General features: G+C 68.7%; 13 protein-coding genes. 10 read left to right on the forward strand and 3 right to left on the reverse strand.

The features are described from left to right. The first annotated feature begins 401 nt into the window (after positions 1-401). Genes ggpS through LO55_RS05440 form a run of 3 tightly spaced genes read left to right on the forward strand, consistent with a single transcriptional unit; the run spans position 402 to position 4,801 of the window. Positions 402-2,720 (forward strand): glucosylglycerol-phosphate synthase, encoded by a 2,319-nt coding sequence (gene ggpS, locus LO55_RS05430; protein WP_143054456.1) that lies wholly within the window; start codon positions 402-404, stop codon positions 2,718-2,720. Positions 2,721-2,756: 36 nt separating this feature from the next. Next, the gene (locus LO55_RS05435) at positions 2,757-3,887 is read left to right on the forward strand and encodes a mechanosensitive ion channel family protein (protein ID WP_229410080.1); all 1,131 of its coding nucleotides are present in this window, start codon (positions 2,757-2,759) and stop codon (positions 3,885-3,887) included. Positions 3,888-3,922: 35 nt separating this feature from the next. Further along, complete coding sequence (locus LO55_RS05440) at positions 3,923-4,801, forward strand: AraC family transcriptional regulator (protein WP_071360722.1); 879 nt, start codon at positions 3,923-3,925, stop codon at positions 4,799-4,801. 1 nt (position 4,802) lies between these two features. Here LO55_RS05440 and LO55_RS05445 read toward each other — a convergent pair whose 3' ends face one another. Next, on the reverse strand, positions 4,803-5,558 hold the full coding sequence (locus LO55_RS05445; RefSeq protein WP_071360723.1) for an SDR family NAD(P)-dependent oxidoreductase: 756 nt from the start codon (positions 5,556-5,558) through the stop codon (positions 4,803-4,805). Between the two features lie 288 nt (positions 5,559-5,846). On the opposite strand from LO55_RS05445, the gene LO55_RS05450 reads away from it, so the two are divergent. From LO55_RS05450 to LO55_RS05480, 7 genes are all read left to right on the forward strand, one after another. After that, positions 5,847-6,422, forward strand: coding sequence for a TerD family protein (locus tag LO55_RS05450; RefSeq protein WP_071360724.1), 576 nt, complete (start codon positions 5,847-5,849; stop codon positions 6,420-6,422). Between the two features lie 93 nt (positions 6,423-6,515). Further along, positions 6,516-7,535 (forward strand): ATP-grasp domain-containing protein, encoded by a 1,020-nt coding sequence (locus tag LO55_RS05455; RefSeq protein WP_005663480.1) that lies wholly within the window; start codon positions 6,516-6,518, stop codon positions 7,533-7,535. Continuing rightward, the gene (locus tag LO55_RS05460; RefSeq protein ID WP_071360725.1) at positions 7,532-8,719 is read left to right on the forward strand and encodes a phosphoribosyltransferase domain-containing protein; all 1,188 of its coding nucleotides are present in this window, start codon (positions 7,532-7,534) and stop codon (positions 8,717-8,719) included. The genes LO55_RS05455 and LO55_RS05460 overlap by 4 nt, the downstream gene beginning before the upstream one ends. Then, positions 8,697-9,461 carry a hypothetical protein gene (locus LO55_RS05465; RefSeq protein ID WP_071360726.1) on the forward strand — a complete coding sequence of 255 codons (765 nt, stop codon included), beginning with the start codon at positions 8,697-8,699 and terminating at the stop codon, positions 9,459-9,461. The genes LO55_RS05460 and LO55_RS05465 overlap by 23 nt, the downstream gene beginning before the upstream one ends. Further along, the gene (locus tag LO55_RS05470) at positions 9,458-10,555 is read left to right on the forward strand and encodes a cysteine protease StiP family protein (protein WP_071360727.1); all 1,098 of its coding nucleotides are present in this window, start codon (positions 9,458-9,460) and stop codon (positions 10,553-10,555) included. The genes LO55_RS05465 and LO55_RS05470 overlap by 4 nt, the downstream gene beginning before the upstream one ends. Next, a complete protein-coding gene (locus LO55_RS05475) occupies positions 10,548-11,462 on the forward strand; it encodes an HpcH/HpaI aldolase/citrate lyase family protein (RefSeq protein WP_071360728.1) in 915 nt (304 codons plus the stop codon). Before LO55_RS05470 ends, LO55_RS05475 begins: the two co-directional genes overlap by 8 nt. Continuing rightward, entirely contained in the window at positions 11,459-12,778 is a 1,320-nt protein-coding gene (locus LO55_RS05480) for a TerD family protein (protein WP_071360729.1), read from the forward strand. Before LO55_RS05475 ends, LO55_RS05480 begins: the two co-directional genes overlap by 4 nt. 19 nt (positions 12,779-12,797) lie before the next feature. On the opposite strand, the gene LO55_RS26200 is transcribed toward LO55_RS05480, so the two are convergent. Beyond that, positions 12,798-13,364: a hypothetical protein gene (locus LO55_RS26200; RefSeq protein ID WP_143054457.1), complete on the reverse strand. Its 567-nt coding sequence runs from the start codon at positions 13,362-13,364 to the stop codon at positions 12,798-12,800. Next, positions 13,361-14,263 (reverse strand): hypothetical protein, encoded by a 903-nt coding sequence (locus tag LO55_RS05490; protein WP_071360731.1) that lies wholly within the window; start codon positions 14,261-14,263, stop codon positions 13,361-13,363. The genes LO55_RS26200 and LO55_RS05490 overlap by 4 nt, the downstream gene beginning before the upstream one ends. Between the last annotated feature and the right edge of the window lie 57 nt (positions 14,264-14,320).

Here is a 14,320-nt window from a genome sequence, read left to right on the forward strand (position 1 = left end):
AGCCGAATTATAAGTGCCGGGCTTAAAGTTTTGCAATAGCTTTTTTCGCGTGCCCGTCAATTTCTGTGCGCCTCGTCCGCGGTCGCACCGGGACGGCGAGGCGAATCGCGGGTTGAAGATGCCGCCCCGAAATGCTATTGTACAAATGTTTTCCGAGGGTCGACCGCGTCGCGCGCACCTGGCGCACGTGATTTTCCGGCATCCATGCCGGCGCTGTCCGCCCTCTTCCGCCTGGCGGTTCCCAATGTGTCGAACGCGCATTCCTACAGAAGAGAGCGCAGCTTGTCGCATCCCGCCTTTCTCCGGCCCGCGCGCCTCCCCGGCGAGCATCGCGGGCCCAGACCCGGTCCGCCACCCAACCCATGGCTCATGGGCGGACGCATCGCTGCAAAGGATGAAGAATGACTGTCATTGAAACACGCCACTGGCCGCGCCAGCTCGATCCCTCACGCCTGGTGCTGGCTACCGACCTCGACGGTACGCTGCTGGCCGGCACCCATGAGGCGCGGCGCCGCATCCGCGAACTGTTTTCCGGCGCCCTGCCGGAAGCAACACTGGTGTTCGTCACCGGCCGCGGCCTGGAAACCGTCATTCCGCTGCTGTCCGACCCAACGGTGCCGCGCCCCCATTACATCATCGCCGACGTCGGCGCCACCATCGTCGACGCCGACCTGCGCCCGGTCGAACCGCTGGCGCACGAGATCGCGGCGCGCTGGCCGGGCAGCCAGGCGGTATTGAAAGCGCTGGCCGATTTCCCGGAGCTGGTGCGCCAGTCGGTGCCGCAGGAACGCCGCGTTTCCTTCTACGCCACCGAGGAGGCCCTGACGCCTGAGCTCCGGAATGCCGTCGACGCCCTCGGCTGCGACCTGCTGTTCTCGGCCGGCCGCTACCTGGACGTGCTGCCGCGCGGCGTCGGCAAGGGCGTCGCGGTGCGCCGCCTGGCCGAAGTCGCCGGTTTCGATCCAGCCCATATCGTGGTGGCGGGCGACACCCTGAACGACCTGTCGATGTTCGAGGCGGGCTTTCGCGGCGTGGTGGTCGGCGCCGCCGAACCGGCGCTGGTGCAGGCGGTGCGCAAGATGCCGCGCGTGGTGGTGGCCGACGCTGCCGGCTGCGGCGGCATCCTGCAGGCCTTCGGCCGCCACGGCCTGCGCCTGGACGGCGACGCCGTGGCGCATGACGCGACCTCCTATGGCGAGGCCGAGCTGGTGATGGTCTACCACCGCCTGCCCTATGACGAAGTGGTGGAAGGCGGCGTCACCTACCAGCGCCGCCCGAAAAGCCCGAACGGCATCATGCCGACCCTGCTCAGCTTTTTCGCCGGCGGGCGCAAGGGCTCGTGGGTCGCCTGGTCGCAGCAGGCCAGCCGGACGCCGGGCGGATTCATCCCGCACGTGGCCGTCGACGCCCAGCGCTACCCGCAACTCAAGGCGGCCCGGATTCCGCTGACGGCGGACGACATCGACCAGTTCTACAAGAAGTTCTCGAAAGAGGCGTTCTGGCCGATCATCTTCTCCTTCCCCGATAAGGCCGAATTCCGCCAGGACCACTGGGAGCGCTTCCTGGAAGTCAACCGCCTGTTCGCCGAGCAGACCGCGCGCGAGGCGGCGCCCGGCGCCACCGCCTGGATCCACGACTACAACCTGTGGATGGTGCCGGCCTTCCTGCGCCCGCTGCGCCCGGACCTGACGATCGCCTTCTTCCACCACACCGCCTTCCCGTCGTCCGACGTGTTCAACATCCTGCCATGGAGGAACGACATCATCGGCAGCCTGCTGCAGTGCGACTACGTGGGCTTCCACATCCCACGCTACGTCGAGAACTTCGTCGACGCCGCGCGCTCCTGCGCGCCGGTCGAGGTGCTGGACGCGGTGCCGTGCGCGCCGCGCTACCTGACCTTCGGCTGCGCGCTGGGCGTGGACCGCATGCACAGCGCGCTCGAAGTGGGCGGACGCCGGGTCACGCTGGGCGCCCATCCGGTGGGCACCAACGCCGGCCTGATCGACGACCTGGTCAGGAGCGACGACATCCAGCGCCAGATCGCCGAATGGGACGAGTACCTGGATGGCCGCACCGGGATCATCTCGATCGAGCGCCTCGACTACGTCAAGGGCTCGCTGGAAAAGCTGCAGGCCTACGAGCGCATGCTCGAACAGCACCCCGAGCTGCTGGGCAAGGTCATGCTCATCAACATCATCACGCCGGCGGCGTCCGGCATGGAGATCTACGACAGCCTGCGCGAGGAACTGGACCGCACCGTGGGCCGCATCAATGGCCGCTTCTCGACCCTGGACTGGGTGCCGGTGCGCTACTTCTACCGCTCGCTGCCGTTCGAGGAGGTCGTGGCCCACTACGCCGCCTGCGACGTCGCCTGGATCACGCCGCTGCGCGACGGCCTGAACCTGGTGGCCAAGGAGTACGTCGCCACCCGCCACGCCGCCGGCCGTCCGGGCACGCTGGTGCTGTCCGAATTCGCCGGCGCCGCCGTCGAGCTGCACGGCGCGCTGCTGGTGAACCCGTATGACAGGAACGCGATGAGCGCGACGCTCTACCACGCGCTGACCATGGGCGCCGATGAAGTGGCCTACCGCTCCGGCCGCATGGCCGCGATCGTGCGCGACCGCGACGTGGCGCGCTGGGGCGACGACTTCCTGGCCGCATTGGCCGCCCTGCCGTCATCCGGGCACGACGACGCCCAGGAAGAGCGCTCCGCCGCCTGAAGCTTGAACATTGAATGAAAGGGAAATGAAACCGTGATGGAATACGTCATCCTCAAGAATCCGGTCGCCGACTGGCTGGTCGCGCTGGTCGTGGTCGCGGCCGTGGCGGCCGGGCTGGACGCCGTCAAATCGATCCTGGCGCGGCGCCTGGCGGCGCTTGCCGCGCGCACCGACGCCAAGTGGGACGACATCGCGGTCGCCGCGCTGCGCTCGACCAAGCTGCTGGTGCTGATCATCGTCGGCGTCTACGCCGGCGCCAGCTTCCTGGCGCTGCCGGACAAGGCGCAGCTGTTCATCGGCCGCGTCACCATCACCGCGGTGCTGATCCAGGTCGCGATCTGGGGCGACCGCGCGCTGCGCACCTGGCTGGTGGCGACCCGCGCCCAGCGCAACGAAGACCCGGACCGCATCACCTCCTCGGCCGCCATCGCCTTCCTGGTGCGGGTGGCGCTGTGGGCGGTGGTGGCCCTGATGGTGCTGGACAACCTGGGCGTGAACATCACCACCCTGGTGGCCAGCCTGGGGATCGGCGGCATCGCCATCGCGCTGGCGGTGCAGAGCATCCTGGGCGACCTGTTCGCCTCGCTCTCCATCGTGCTCGACAAACCGTTCGTGGTGGGCGACTTCATCATCGTCGACAAGATGCTGGGCACGGTCGAGAAGATCGGCCTGAAGACCACCCGCGTGCGCAGCCTCTCCGGCGAGCAGATCGTGTTTTCCAATAACGACCTGCTCAAGAGCCGCATCCAGAACCTGCGCCGCATGGAGTCGCGCCGCGTCGTGTTCCAGTTCGGGGTGTCGCACCTGACGCCGGCGACCCTGCTGCGTGGCTTGCCGGAGATGGTGCAGCAGATCGTCGCGGCCCAGCCGCAGGTGCGCTTCGACCGCGCCCACCTGGCCGGCATCGCGGCGCCGGTGTTCAACTACGAGGTGGTGTACTACGTCGACAACACCGACTACACCGTGTACATGAACGTGCAGCAGGAGATCTACCTGAGCATCCTCGCCGGGCTCGAGGAACGCGGCGTGTCGCTGGCCCTGCCGGTGCAGCTGGTGCGGCTGGCGCGCGAGCCGGCGCATACCGCGTCGGAAGCGGCGCCGGCCCAGGTCGGCGCCATGCGCGACAGCGTCATGCGCGACAGCGACGACGCGGCCCGGGCCGCGTAGTTCCCAAGCCGGCGCAGTCGGGCTACCATGGCGGCATGGACACCATGCTTCTCGATGCGGTACGCCGCTTCGCCGACGACCATGCCGACGCCGACGGCGTGGCGCACACTCCCATCCCTGGCCTGGTGGCGATCCGCCAGGCCGGGCGGACGGAACTGAGCTACCAGATCCAGCGCCCCCTGGCCTGCCTGGTCCTACAGGGAAGCAAGCATGTCGCCATGGGCGCGCAGTCGTTCACCTTCGAGGCCGGCGATTCGCTGCTGGTCATGGCCGACGTGCCCACCTCCAGCCAGGTGACCCGGGCCAGCGCCGCGGCGCCCTATTATTCGCTGGTGCTGGACCTCGATCCCGCCGTGATCGCCGGACTGGCGACCGAGATGGCGGAGGTGGAAGAAGCCGACGACCGGCCGGTGCGCGGCGAGGCCACCGACAACCACGTACGCGATGCCGCCCTGCGGCTCATGCGCCTGCTCGAGCGGCCGGCCTCGATCCCGGTGCTGCAGCACGCGTTGATCCGCGAATTCCACTACTGGCTGCTTCTGGGACGCCACGGCGCCGCGATCCGCCGCCTCGGCCTGCCCGACAGCCATGTGCGGCGCGTGGCGCGCGCGGTCGCCGTCCTGCGCCGCGACTATGCGCGGCGGCTGCCGGTCGAGGAACTGGCGGCCCTGGCCGGCATGAGTCCCTCGTCCTTCCACCACCACTTCCGCGCGGTGACCTCGCTGACGCCGCGGCAGTTCCAGAAGCAGCTGCGCCTGATCGAGGCGCGCCGCCTGATGCTGGCCGAGGGCGCCAGCGCCAGCCACGCCGCGCATAGCGTGGGCTATGAAAGCGTGCAGCATTTCACGCGCGAGTATGGGCGCATGTTCGGGCTGCCGCCGGTGCGCGAAGTGAAACGCCTGCAGGCCGCTTGAATCAGATCACCTGGCCACCCGACACCTCGATGCGCTGGCCGTTGATCCAACGGTTTTCGTCCCCCAGCAGGCTCGCGATCATGGGGCCGATATCGTCCGGCACGCCGACCCGCCCGAGCGCCGTCATGCCGGCGAAGACGCCGTTCAGGTCCGGCGTGTCGCGCACCGCGCCGCCCAGGAAATCGGTCTCGATCGCGCCCGGCGCCACCGTGTTGACGGCGATTCCGCGGCTGCCCAGTTCCTTCGCCAGGTAGACGCTCAATACCTCGACCGCCCCCTTCACCGCCGCGTAGGCGCCGAAGCCGGGGAAGGAAACACGGGTCAGTCCGCTCGACAGGTTGACGATGCGCCCGCCGTCGGCCAGCAGCGGCAGCAGGGCCTGGGTCAGGAAGAACACGCCCTTGAAGTGGACGTCGACCAGGCGGTCGAACTGCGCCTGCGTGGTGTCGGCGATGGCCGCCATGTCGCCGTGGCCGGCATTGTTGACCAGGTGGTCGAAGCTGTCGCGGCCCCAGGTGTCGCGCAGGCTTGCGCGCAGCAGGTCCGCAAAGTTCGCGAAACCGCCCATATTGCCGACGTCGAGCGGCAGCGCCAGCGCCTGGCGCCCCATGGCGCGGATCTGGTCAACCACGGCCTGGGCCTCCTGCTCGCGGCTCTGGTAAGTGATGACGACGTCGCCGCCCTTCCGCGCGATGTGCAGCGCGGTGTTGCGGCCCAGGCCGCGGCTGGCGCCGGTGACGAGTGCGATCTTGCTCATGGTGTGCTCCTTCAGGTGGGGTGGAAGAGCACCCAGTATCGGGTTCGGGCATGCTCTCCCGTTGCCGGAAGCTGGCCTCTTTTTGCCTGATACTCCAAATCCGCAAATGTGACATTCCGGGGCGCAGGACGGGCGTAAGTACGTACATCCGTCTATGAAAGATGTTGAAATTCAAGCGCTCCGGCCCCATGTACAATTGATCAATTACCGCCTATATTGGCGGATGCATCCCTGATGGCGACGGCGGCATCGTCGTCCATTTCATCCCTCAACGGAAAAGGAGTTCGCATGGCAATCAGTCTGCAAAAAGGCGGCAACGTCAACCTGAGCAAGGAAGCACCGGGCCTGACCAAGGTCATCATCGGCCTGGGCTGGGATCCACGCTCGACCGACGGTTCCGCCTTCGACCTGGACGGCAGCGCTTTCCTGCTGAAGACCGACGCCAAGGTACGCGGCGACACCGACTTCATCTTCTACAACAACCTGAAATCGAGCGACGGCTCGGTGGTCCACACGGGCGACAACACCACCGGCCAGGGCGACGGCGACGACGAGAAGCTGACCGTCGACCTGGCGCGCGTGCCGGCCGACATCGACAAGATCTCGTTCTGCGTCACCATCCACGACGCCGACGCGCGCCGCCAGAACTTCGGCCAGGTGGGCAAGGCCTATATCCGCTGCCTGAACGCCGCCGGCGAAGCCGAGATCGCACGCTACGACCTGTCCGAGGACAGCTCGACCGAAACCGCGATGATCTTCGGCGAACTGTACCGCGCCGGCAGCGAATGGAAGTTCCGCGCCGTCGGCCAGGGCTTCAAGGGCGGCCTCGGTCCGCTGGCACGCTCGTTCGGCGTCAACGTCTAAGAGTTTCACAGGGAGCTTCCCTGACGGCCCGCGCCGCCTGGCGCGGGCCCGCAACGCCACGCCAGTGGCCGATCATCCATCAAGAGAGTCCACATGCGCGTCTGGTACAACAGGACGTTTTCGTCCGTGAATGCGGCGATCAAGCTGATCCGCGAGGCCGATACCGAAGGCCGTTTCACCATCATCCACAGCAACGCCAACCGCCATGCGCCGGCCGCGCGCCTGGCCCATGAATTCCACGTCGAGCCGACCGGCCTGAAAGGCGACGCCTATGTCGACTGGTGCCTCGCCTTCTGCCGCGACCACAGGATCGACATCTTCGTGCCGGGCCGCGAAGCCACCCTGCTCGCCGCCGAGCATGCGCGCTTCGCCGACATCAAGACCCGCGTGCTCAGCGCCGCCCCGCCGGCGCAGCTGAAACGCATCCACGACAAGGCCGATTTCTATGCCGCGACGGTGCTGCCGGACGCGCCGGTGGCGGCCTTCCGCCCCTTCGCGACCCTGGAGCAGTTCGACGCCGCCTATGCCGAACTGCGCCCGCACCATGCGAAGCTGTGCGTCAAGCCGGCGCACGGCATCTATGGCCTGGGCTTCGCCATCGTCGACGAAGAGCGCAGCAGCGCCGCGCTGCTGATCAAAGGCGTGGAGTACCACATCGGCTACCAGGACCTGCGCCGCGGGCTGGGAGAGCTGGAGACTTTCAACACCATGCTGCTGATGGAGTTCCTGGATGGCCCCGAATACAGCGTCGACTGCGTGGGCGACCATGGGCGCCTGGTCACGGGCGTGGTGCGCCGCAAGCTGCCGCAAGCCGGCAGCGGCCAGCTGATCGACATGCGCCAGGACATCCTGGATGCGACGACGCGCCTGGCCGCCGACTACCAGCTCAATGGCGTGTTCAACGTCCAGTTCCGCGAGGGCGGCGGCCGCCCGCGCCTGCTGGAGATCAATCCGCGCATGTCGGGCGGGATCGGCATGGCCTGCCTGGCCGGCCCCAACCTGCCCTATATCGCGCTGCGCGGCTTCGCCGAGGGCTACGATGGCCTCGAGATTCCCGCGCCGCGCCACGGCATGCGGGTGGCCGAAGTCAGCGTCGCGACGGAGCTGGCATGAACGCGCCGCTCCCAACGCCTGTCCAGCGTATCGAGCTCCCGACCGGGACACTCGACCTGCGCATCGATAGCGGCGCATCCGAACTCGACGCCCTGCTCGGCTTTGCCGCGCGCGCCAACGCCAAGCGCGGCTTCCTGTTCCTCAGCAAGGTGCTGGGCAAGCACTGGCCGGCGCAACCGGTCGACATGCTGATGGTGCACGAGCGCCTGGCCGCATTGGCGCCGCAGCTCAAAGGCGCGGTCCAGGGTCCGGTGCTGTTCATCGCCATGGCGGAAACCGCGATCGGCTTGGGCCAGGGCGTGTTCGAAGCCTGGCTGCGCGCCCATCCGGGCCAACAGGCGCTGTTCCTGCACACCACCCGCTACCGGGTCGGCGATGGTCCGCTGATCGAATTTGAGGAAGCGCACAGCCACGCGCCGCGCCAGTTCCTGCACGCGCCGGTCGAGCCCGAGCTGCACGCTCTGCTGCTGGCCGCGCGCACCCTGGTGCTGGTCGACGACGAAGCCAGCACCGGCAATACCTTCGTCAACCTGGCCGCCGCCTGCCGCCGCCTGAATCCGGGCCTGGAGCGGGTGCACCTGGCCACCATCACCAATTTCATGGGCCGCGCCGCGACCGACGCGCTGGACGCCCGCTTCGGCATGCCGGTGACGAGCGGCGCGCTGGTCGAGGGCGAATTCAGCTTCGCGCAAGGAGCGCTGCCGCCCGACCAGGGCGTGGCGCAGCGCTATGCGGAAGACGCCGACCGCGGCGCCAGCCCCGCCTTCGGCCGTCTCGGCACAGCGCGGGCATTGCGGGCGCCGGAGCGACTGGCGGCGCGCCTGGCCGGCGAGTTCGCGCCCGGCAGCCGGGTGCTGGTGCTGGGCACCGGCGAGTTCATGCACGTCTCGACCCTGTTCGGCGCCGCCTTGCAGCGCCATGGCGTCGACGTGGCGGTGCAGTCGACCACGCGCTCGCCGATCCTCACCTGGGGCGCGGTGAGCCATGCCTTGACCTTCCCCGACAACTACGGCGAAGGCATCGCGAATTACCTGTACAACGTCGCGCCCGGCCAGTACGAGCACGTGCTGGTCTGCCACGAGACCGCGCCCGGCCCCGCGCTGTTCCAGCTGGCCAGCCAGCTGAACGCGCGGCTATTCCACTTCCAGTCCGAGGACCACGTTGAAGAAGTTCCTGTTCGCTGACCTGGACGACACGCTGTTCCAGACCTTCGGCAAATGCGGCGCGCACCGGGACACCCCGGGCGCCCTGGAGCCGGCCGCCTATTACAAGGACGGCAGCATCTGTTCCTATACCACGCCTTCGCAGCGCTCGTTCCTGGCGCTGCTGCAGGACGGGATGACGATGATCCCGACCACCGCGCGCGACCTCGACGGCTTGCGCCGGGTGTCGCTGCCGTTCGACAGCTACGCCGTCATCAATTATGGCGGCGTGGTGCTCGAGCCGGGCGGCGCGCTCGACCAGCCCTGGCTGGACGGTATGCGCACGGCGATGCATGCCGCGCTGCCCGGCCTGCAAGAGCTGGCCGCCCACATCGACGACCATGGGAAGCGCAGCGGCTATGGCGGTCGCGCGCGCATGATCGAGGATTTCGGCACTCCATTCTTCCTGGTGGTGAAGGATCCGGACAAACAGGCCGAACGCCTGGCGCCGCTCGAGGAAGACGTGGTGCGCCCCTGGATCGCCGACGGCGACCGCGATTACTTCATCCACCGCAACGGCAACAACCTGGCCATCCTGCCCAAGGCGCTCGACAAGGCCAACGCGGTGGCCCACATCACCCAACGCCTGAAGCGCGAATTCGGCGAGATCGTCACCTTCGGCATGGGCGACAGCCGCTCGGACGCGCGCTTCATGGCCGCCTGCGACTACGCCATCATCCCGCGCGGCACCCAGCTCGCCGGCATCACCGTGGGGGCGCTGTGAGCGACTGGGAAGACTTCTCCGGCAGCTACCGCAAGGGCGAGGTCAGCTTCCTGCTGCGCCGCCTGCCGCAGGAGGGCTTCGTCGACGTCGCCGAGAAGGAAGCGCTGATCCAGAGCGGCCGGCGCCACTACAGCCAGATGCTGTCGCCCGAGTCGGCGCCGTCGGCGCGCTACATGGCGCTGTTCGACGAGGCCTGCCGCGCCAACAACGCGCGCATGGCGCGCGACTGCCTGCGCCTGGCCCGCCTGATCGCCGCGCGCCCGCTGCACCGGCTGGCGCTGGTGTCGCTGGCGCGCGCCGGCACCCCGGTCGGGGTGGTCGTCGCCCGCCTGCTGCGCGAGCTGTTCGGACGCGACGCCGTGCACTACTCGGTGTCGATCGTGCGCGATCGCGGCATCGACGCCGCCGCCCTGCGCCACATCCTGGCGCATGGGCACCAGCCCGATTCCATCGTCTTCCTCGACGGCTGGACCGGCAAGGGCGTGATCGCGCGCGAGCTGGCCGGCTCGATCGAGGTGTTCAACGTGCGTCACGGCACCCATATCGACGCCGGCCTGCACGTGCTGTCCGACCTGGCCGGCGCTAGCGCCTGCGCCGCCTCGTGCGACGACTACCTGATCCCGTCGAGCATCCTGAACGCCACGGTGTCGGGCCTGGTGAGCCGCACGGTGATGAGCGAGGACATGCGCGCCGACGACTTCCACGGCTGCGTGTTCTACGACCAGTTCGCGGCGGTGGACCGCTCGCAGGCGTTCGCCGACGAGCTGGTGGCGCTGGCGCTGGCGCAATCCGACACGCTGCCGCGCGCGGAAGCGATCGACGCCGCGGCGGCGCGCGAACGCTCGCAGAACTACATCGGCGCGGCGATGCGGCGCTACGGCGTCGCCGACGTCAACCTGGTCAAGCCCGGCATCGGCGAAGCCACGCGCGTGCTGCTGCGCCGCGTGCCGCGCCTGCTCGTGCTGCGCGACCCTGGCGCCGCCGAAGTGGCGCACCTGGCCGTGCTGGCCGAAGAAAAACGGGTGCCGGTCGAGATCGACCCGCACCTGCCCTATCACGCAGTATCCCTGATCAGGAGTGCATCGGATGGCTAAATCCCTGGGCGCGTCGCTGTACGTGCCGGCCAATCACAAGAACCTGACCGCGATCGCCAATGGCGAGCGCCTGCCGCACGCGCGCTCGCTGATCTTCTGCACCGAGGATTCGATCGCCGACCGGGAGCTCAGCTGGTCGCTGTTCAACCTGTCGGTGGTGCTGGCGAACATGCGCCTGGACGTGGCGGCCGACCGCTTCGTGCGGGTGCGCAATCCCGAAGTGCTGGCGCGCGTGCTGGCCATGCCCGGCGCCGAGAAGCTCACCGGCTTCGTGCTGCCCAAGATCACGCGCCACAACTTCGACAGCTATTTCAAGCTGGTGCGCCACACCGGACATATGTTGATGCCGACCCTGGAGACGGCCGAGGCCTTCGACGACGGCGAAATGCAGGGCCTGCGCGCCGCCCTGGAGGCGCCGGGCGTGCGCCACCGCATCCTGGCGCTGCGCATCGGCGGCAACGACCTGCTGGCCCTGCTCGGCCTGCGCCGCCCGCGCGGCATGACCCTGTACCGCACGCCGCTCGGGCCGGTGATCTCGCGCCTGGTGACGACCTTCCGGCCCTACGGCTTCATGCTGACCGCGCCGGTGTTCGAATACCTCGACCTGCCCGAACTGCTGGACCAGGAAGTGATCGAAGACCTGGCCCACGGCATGGTCGGCAAGACCGCGATCCATCCTACCCAGATCGCGGCGATCGAGCAGCACTTCAAGGTGACGCCGCAAGACCTGGCGGTGGCGCGCGCCATCCTCGACGCCTCGAGCCCGGCGGTGTTCCGCATGGACGACGCGATGCAGGAAGTCGCCACCCACCGCGCCTGGGCCGAGCGCACCCTCGAACAATCGCGCCTGTTCGGCTCGCGCGCCGAACTGGGCCACAAACCATTCCTGGAAGGAGAACCCTCATGACTACATTTGGACGCGGACAGAAGGGCAAGCTGGCCGACCTCGGCACCGGCCATGTCTTCGATGTCGACGTCGAGATCGCCGCCAACGGCGCCTCGGTCGACGTATCCTGCTTTGGCCTGGACGCCAACGACAAGCTGTCGGACGACCGCTACATGGTGTTCTACAACCAGCTGGCCAGCCCCGAAGGCGCGGTGCGCCTGGACCTGAGCGGCGCTCGCGCGCGCTTTGCGCTGAACCTCGACCTGTTGCCCAGCTCAATCACGAAACTCGTGTTCGTGGCGGCGATCGACGGCGCGGCCACCATGCGCACGCTGGGCGCCAGCTCACTGTCGCTGGGCAGCGCCGTGCGCTTCCCATGGTCGGGCGCCGACTTCGGCGACGAGAAGGCCCTGATCGTGGCCGAACTCTATCGCCGTGACAGCCTGTGGCGCTTCGGCGCCGTCGGCCAGGGCTTCAATGGCGGCCTGTCGGCGCTGCTCAAGCACTTCGGCGGCGCCGAGGCGGGTTCGCCGGCGCCGGCCGCACCCGCGCCTGCTCCTGCTCCTGCTCCTGCTCCTGCTCCTGCGCCCAAGCCGGCGGTCTCGCTGTCCAAGGTCACGCTCGACAAGCGCGGCGACAAGGTCTCGCTCGACAAGCGTCCCGGCGGCGGCTACGGCCGCATCCACGTCAACCTGAACTGGAACCAGGCCGCCATCGCGCCGCCGCCGGCCTCGCCGCCGCCGCCCTCCTCGGCCGCGCGCGGCGGCGGCTTCCTCGACCGCCTCACCAGCATGGCGGGCGACCTCGCGAACAAGGCCGGCGAGATGGCCAACAAGGCCGGCGCGGCGCGCAAGGGCCGCAGCGGCATCGACCTCGATCTCGGCTGCATGTACGAGCTGGCCGACGGCCGTCGCGGCCTGGTGCAGGCGCTGGGCAACACCTTCGGCGACTACGAGCGCGAACCCTTCATCCAGCTCGATGCCGACGACCGCACCGGCGCCGCCGCGAATGGCGAGAACCTGTTCATCAACGGCGAACGCTTCGACAAGATCAAGCGCGCGGTGATCTTTTCCTTCATCTACGAAGGCGCGGCCAACTGGGGCGTGACCAATGGCGTGGTGACGGTGACGGCGCCGGGCCAGGCGCCGGTCGAAGTGAAACTCGACGGCGGCGACCGCCAGATCATGTGCGCGATCGCGCTGATCGAGAACCGCGGCGGCAACCTGGTGATCACCAAGCTGGCCGAGTACTTCCAGCAGCAGGGCATGACCAGCGCGCACGAGCTGATGGACCGGCACTACGGCTTCGGCATGCGCTGGAAGACGGGCAGCAAGTAAACCCGTTACGGCAGGGCTGCTACCACTTGCAGCCCTTGTCCGTGATCGTCTCGATGGCGAGCGGCACCAGCAACAGCAGGTTGACCATCGTCCGGCCCTCGGCATACTTGGTCTGGCAGTCAGGGCGCTTCGCCCTGCGCACCGCGCGCGACAGGTCGCTGTCGTCGCTGGCGCGCATCTGTTCGGATTCGCGCAGGCTTTGCAGCGCGGTCGGCGCCCGCGCGCTTTCCACTTGCCGCGCCGCGGCGCGCAACGACTCCATATCGAACGTCCGGGCCGACGGCGCCTGCGGAACCTGGGCCGCCTCCATCGTCTCGGGCATGACGGCAGCCGGGGCCGCTGGCGCTGCGATTTCCACGGCGGGCGCGCTTACCCGTCCCGGTCGGCGCGGCGGCGGCGCCGTGACCGGGGACGGCGCGGACGCTGCTGAGGGCACTGGCGGCGGAGCCGGAATGAAAACAACCGCGACATAATCGACCGGCGCCTCCGCGTAGCGCGCATCGGGCGTTTCCGCAAAGCGCAGCAGCGCAAGCACGAACAGGAGATGCGCCAGCGCGACCAGCGCGCCGGAGACGCCCCGCGTCAAGCGTCGTCCCGCCGGCGAAGCCGCGCCGCCAGCAGTTCGGGGCGGTCGAGATACAGGAACACGTAACGCGGCAGGCGCTTCCTCGCTTGCCAGTGCAGGATATCGATGCGCGCGTCGTCGGCGAGCACCAGCACGCAGTTCGGCTTGTCGAACGGCGTGACCAGCAGCGTGTCCCGGCTCGCCACCCCATGGCGCCGGCGCCAGATCGGCAGCGGCGCATCGACCCTCTCCAGGCGCGCGACCGCCGCCAGCGGCAGCACGCCTTCTACCCTGGCTCCCACGCTCAGGTACAGCGCATCGTCCGTCATGACATGGCGCCCTGCCCCGATATGCCAGCGGTCGCCGAGCACCCAAGCCAGCGTGTACAGCACCGCCACGGCGCCGAGGACGTGCAGCAGGGCCAGCTTGCCGGCATCCTCGACGAACAGGTTCAGCAGCAGGACGTGCACCGGCAGTTCGAGCAACAGGCTGACGAAGACGACGGCGGTGGCGGTGCCGTAGGCGCCGCGTTCCAGGTAGGTCAGCGCGACGCCGTCCGGCAGCGTGCACGCAGCGGTTTGCCGCCGCAGGCGCCTGAAGCAGCCGATCCACAGCAGGCGGTCGAGCCGGAGCATCCCCACTAGTTCCGGCGGCAGCAGCGCCGTTACCCGCGCATGCCACGGGGCTTGCGCGGCATGCGCGCTGCGCAGGCGCTGCCAGGCGTCCGGCGCGTGGGCGATGTCCTTTGCCGCCAGCAGCACCAGGGGCAGCGCCAGGCCGAGGCTGCGCAGGAAGGGCCTGGCGGCATCAGGCGCGAGCGCCTTGACGACGGAGACGATGAAGAGCGAGGCCAGGCCCCAGCCCGCGAGATCGCGCCAGGAGGTGGCGCGTAAGGTGGCGGCGATTGAATGCGGCTGCATGGATCGGCAATCGGGTGGATGAACCGTTCGATTACAGCATGTGCCGGGAAGATGGAC

It is taken from the genome of Massilia timonae (genome assembly GCF_001866515.1).
In the GTDB taxonomy this organism is placed as follows: domain Bacteria; phylum Pseudomonadota; class Gammaproteobacteria; order Burkholderiales; family Burkholderiaceae_D; genus Telluria; species Telluria timonae.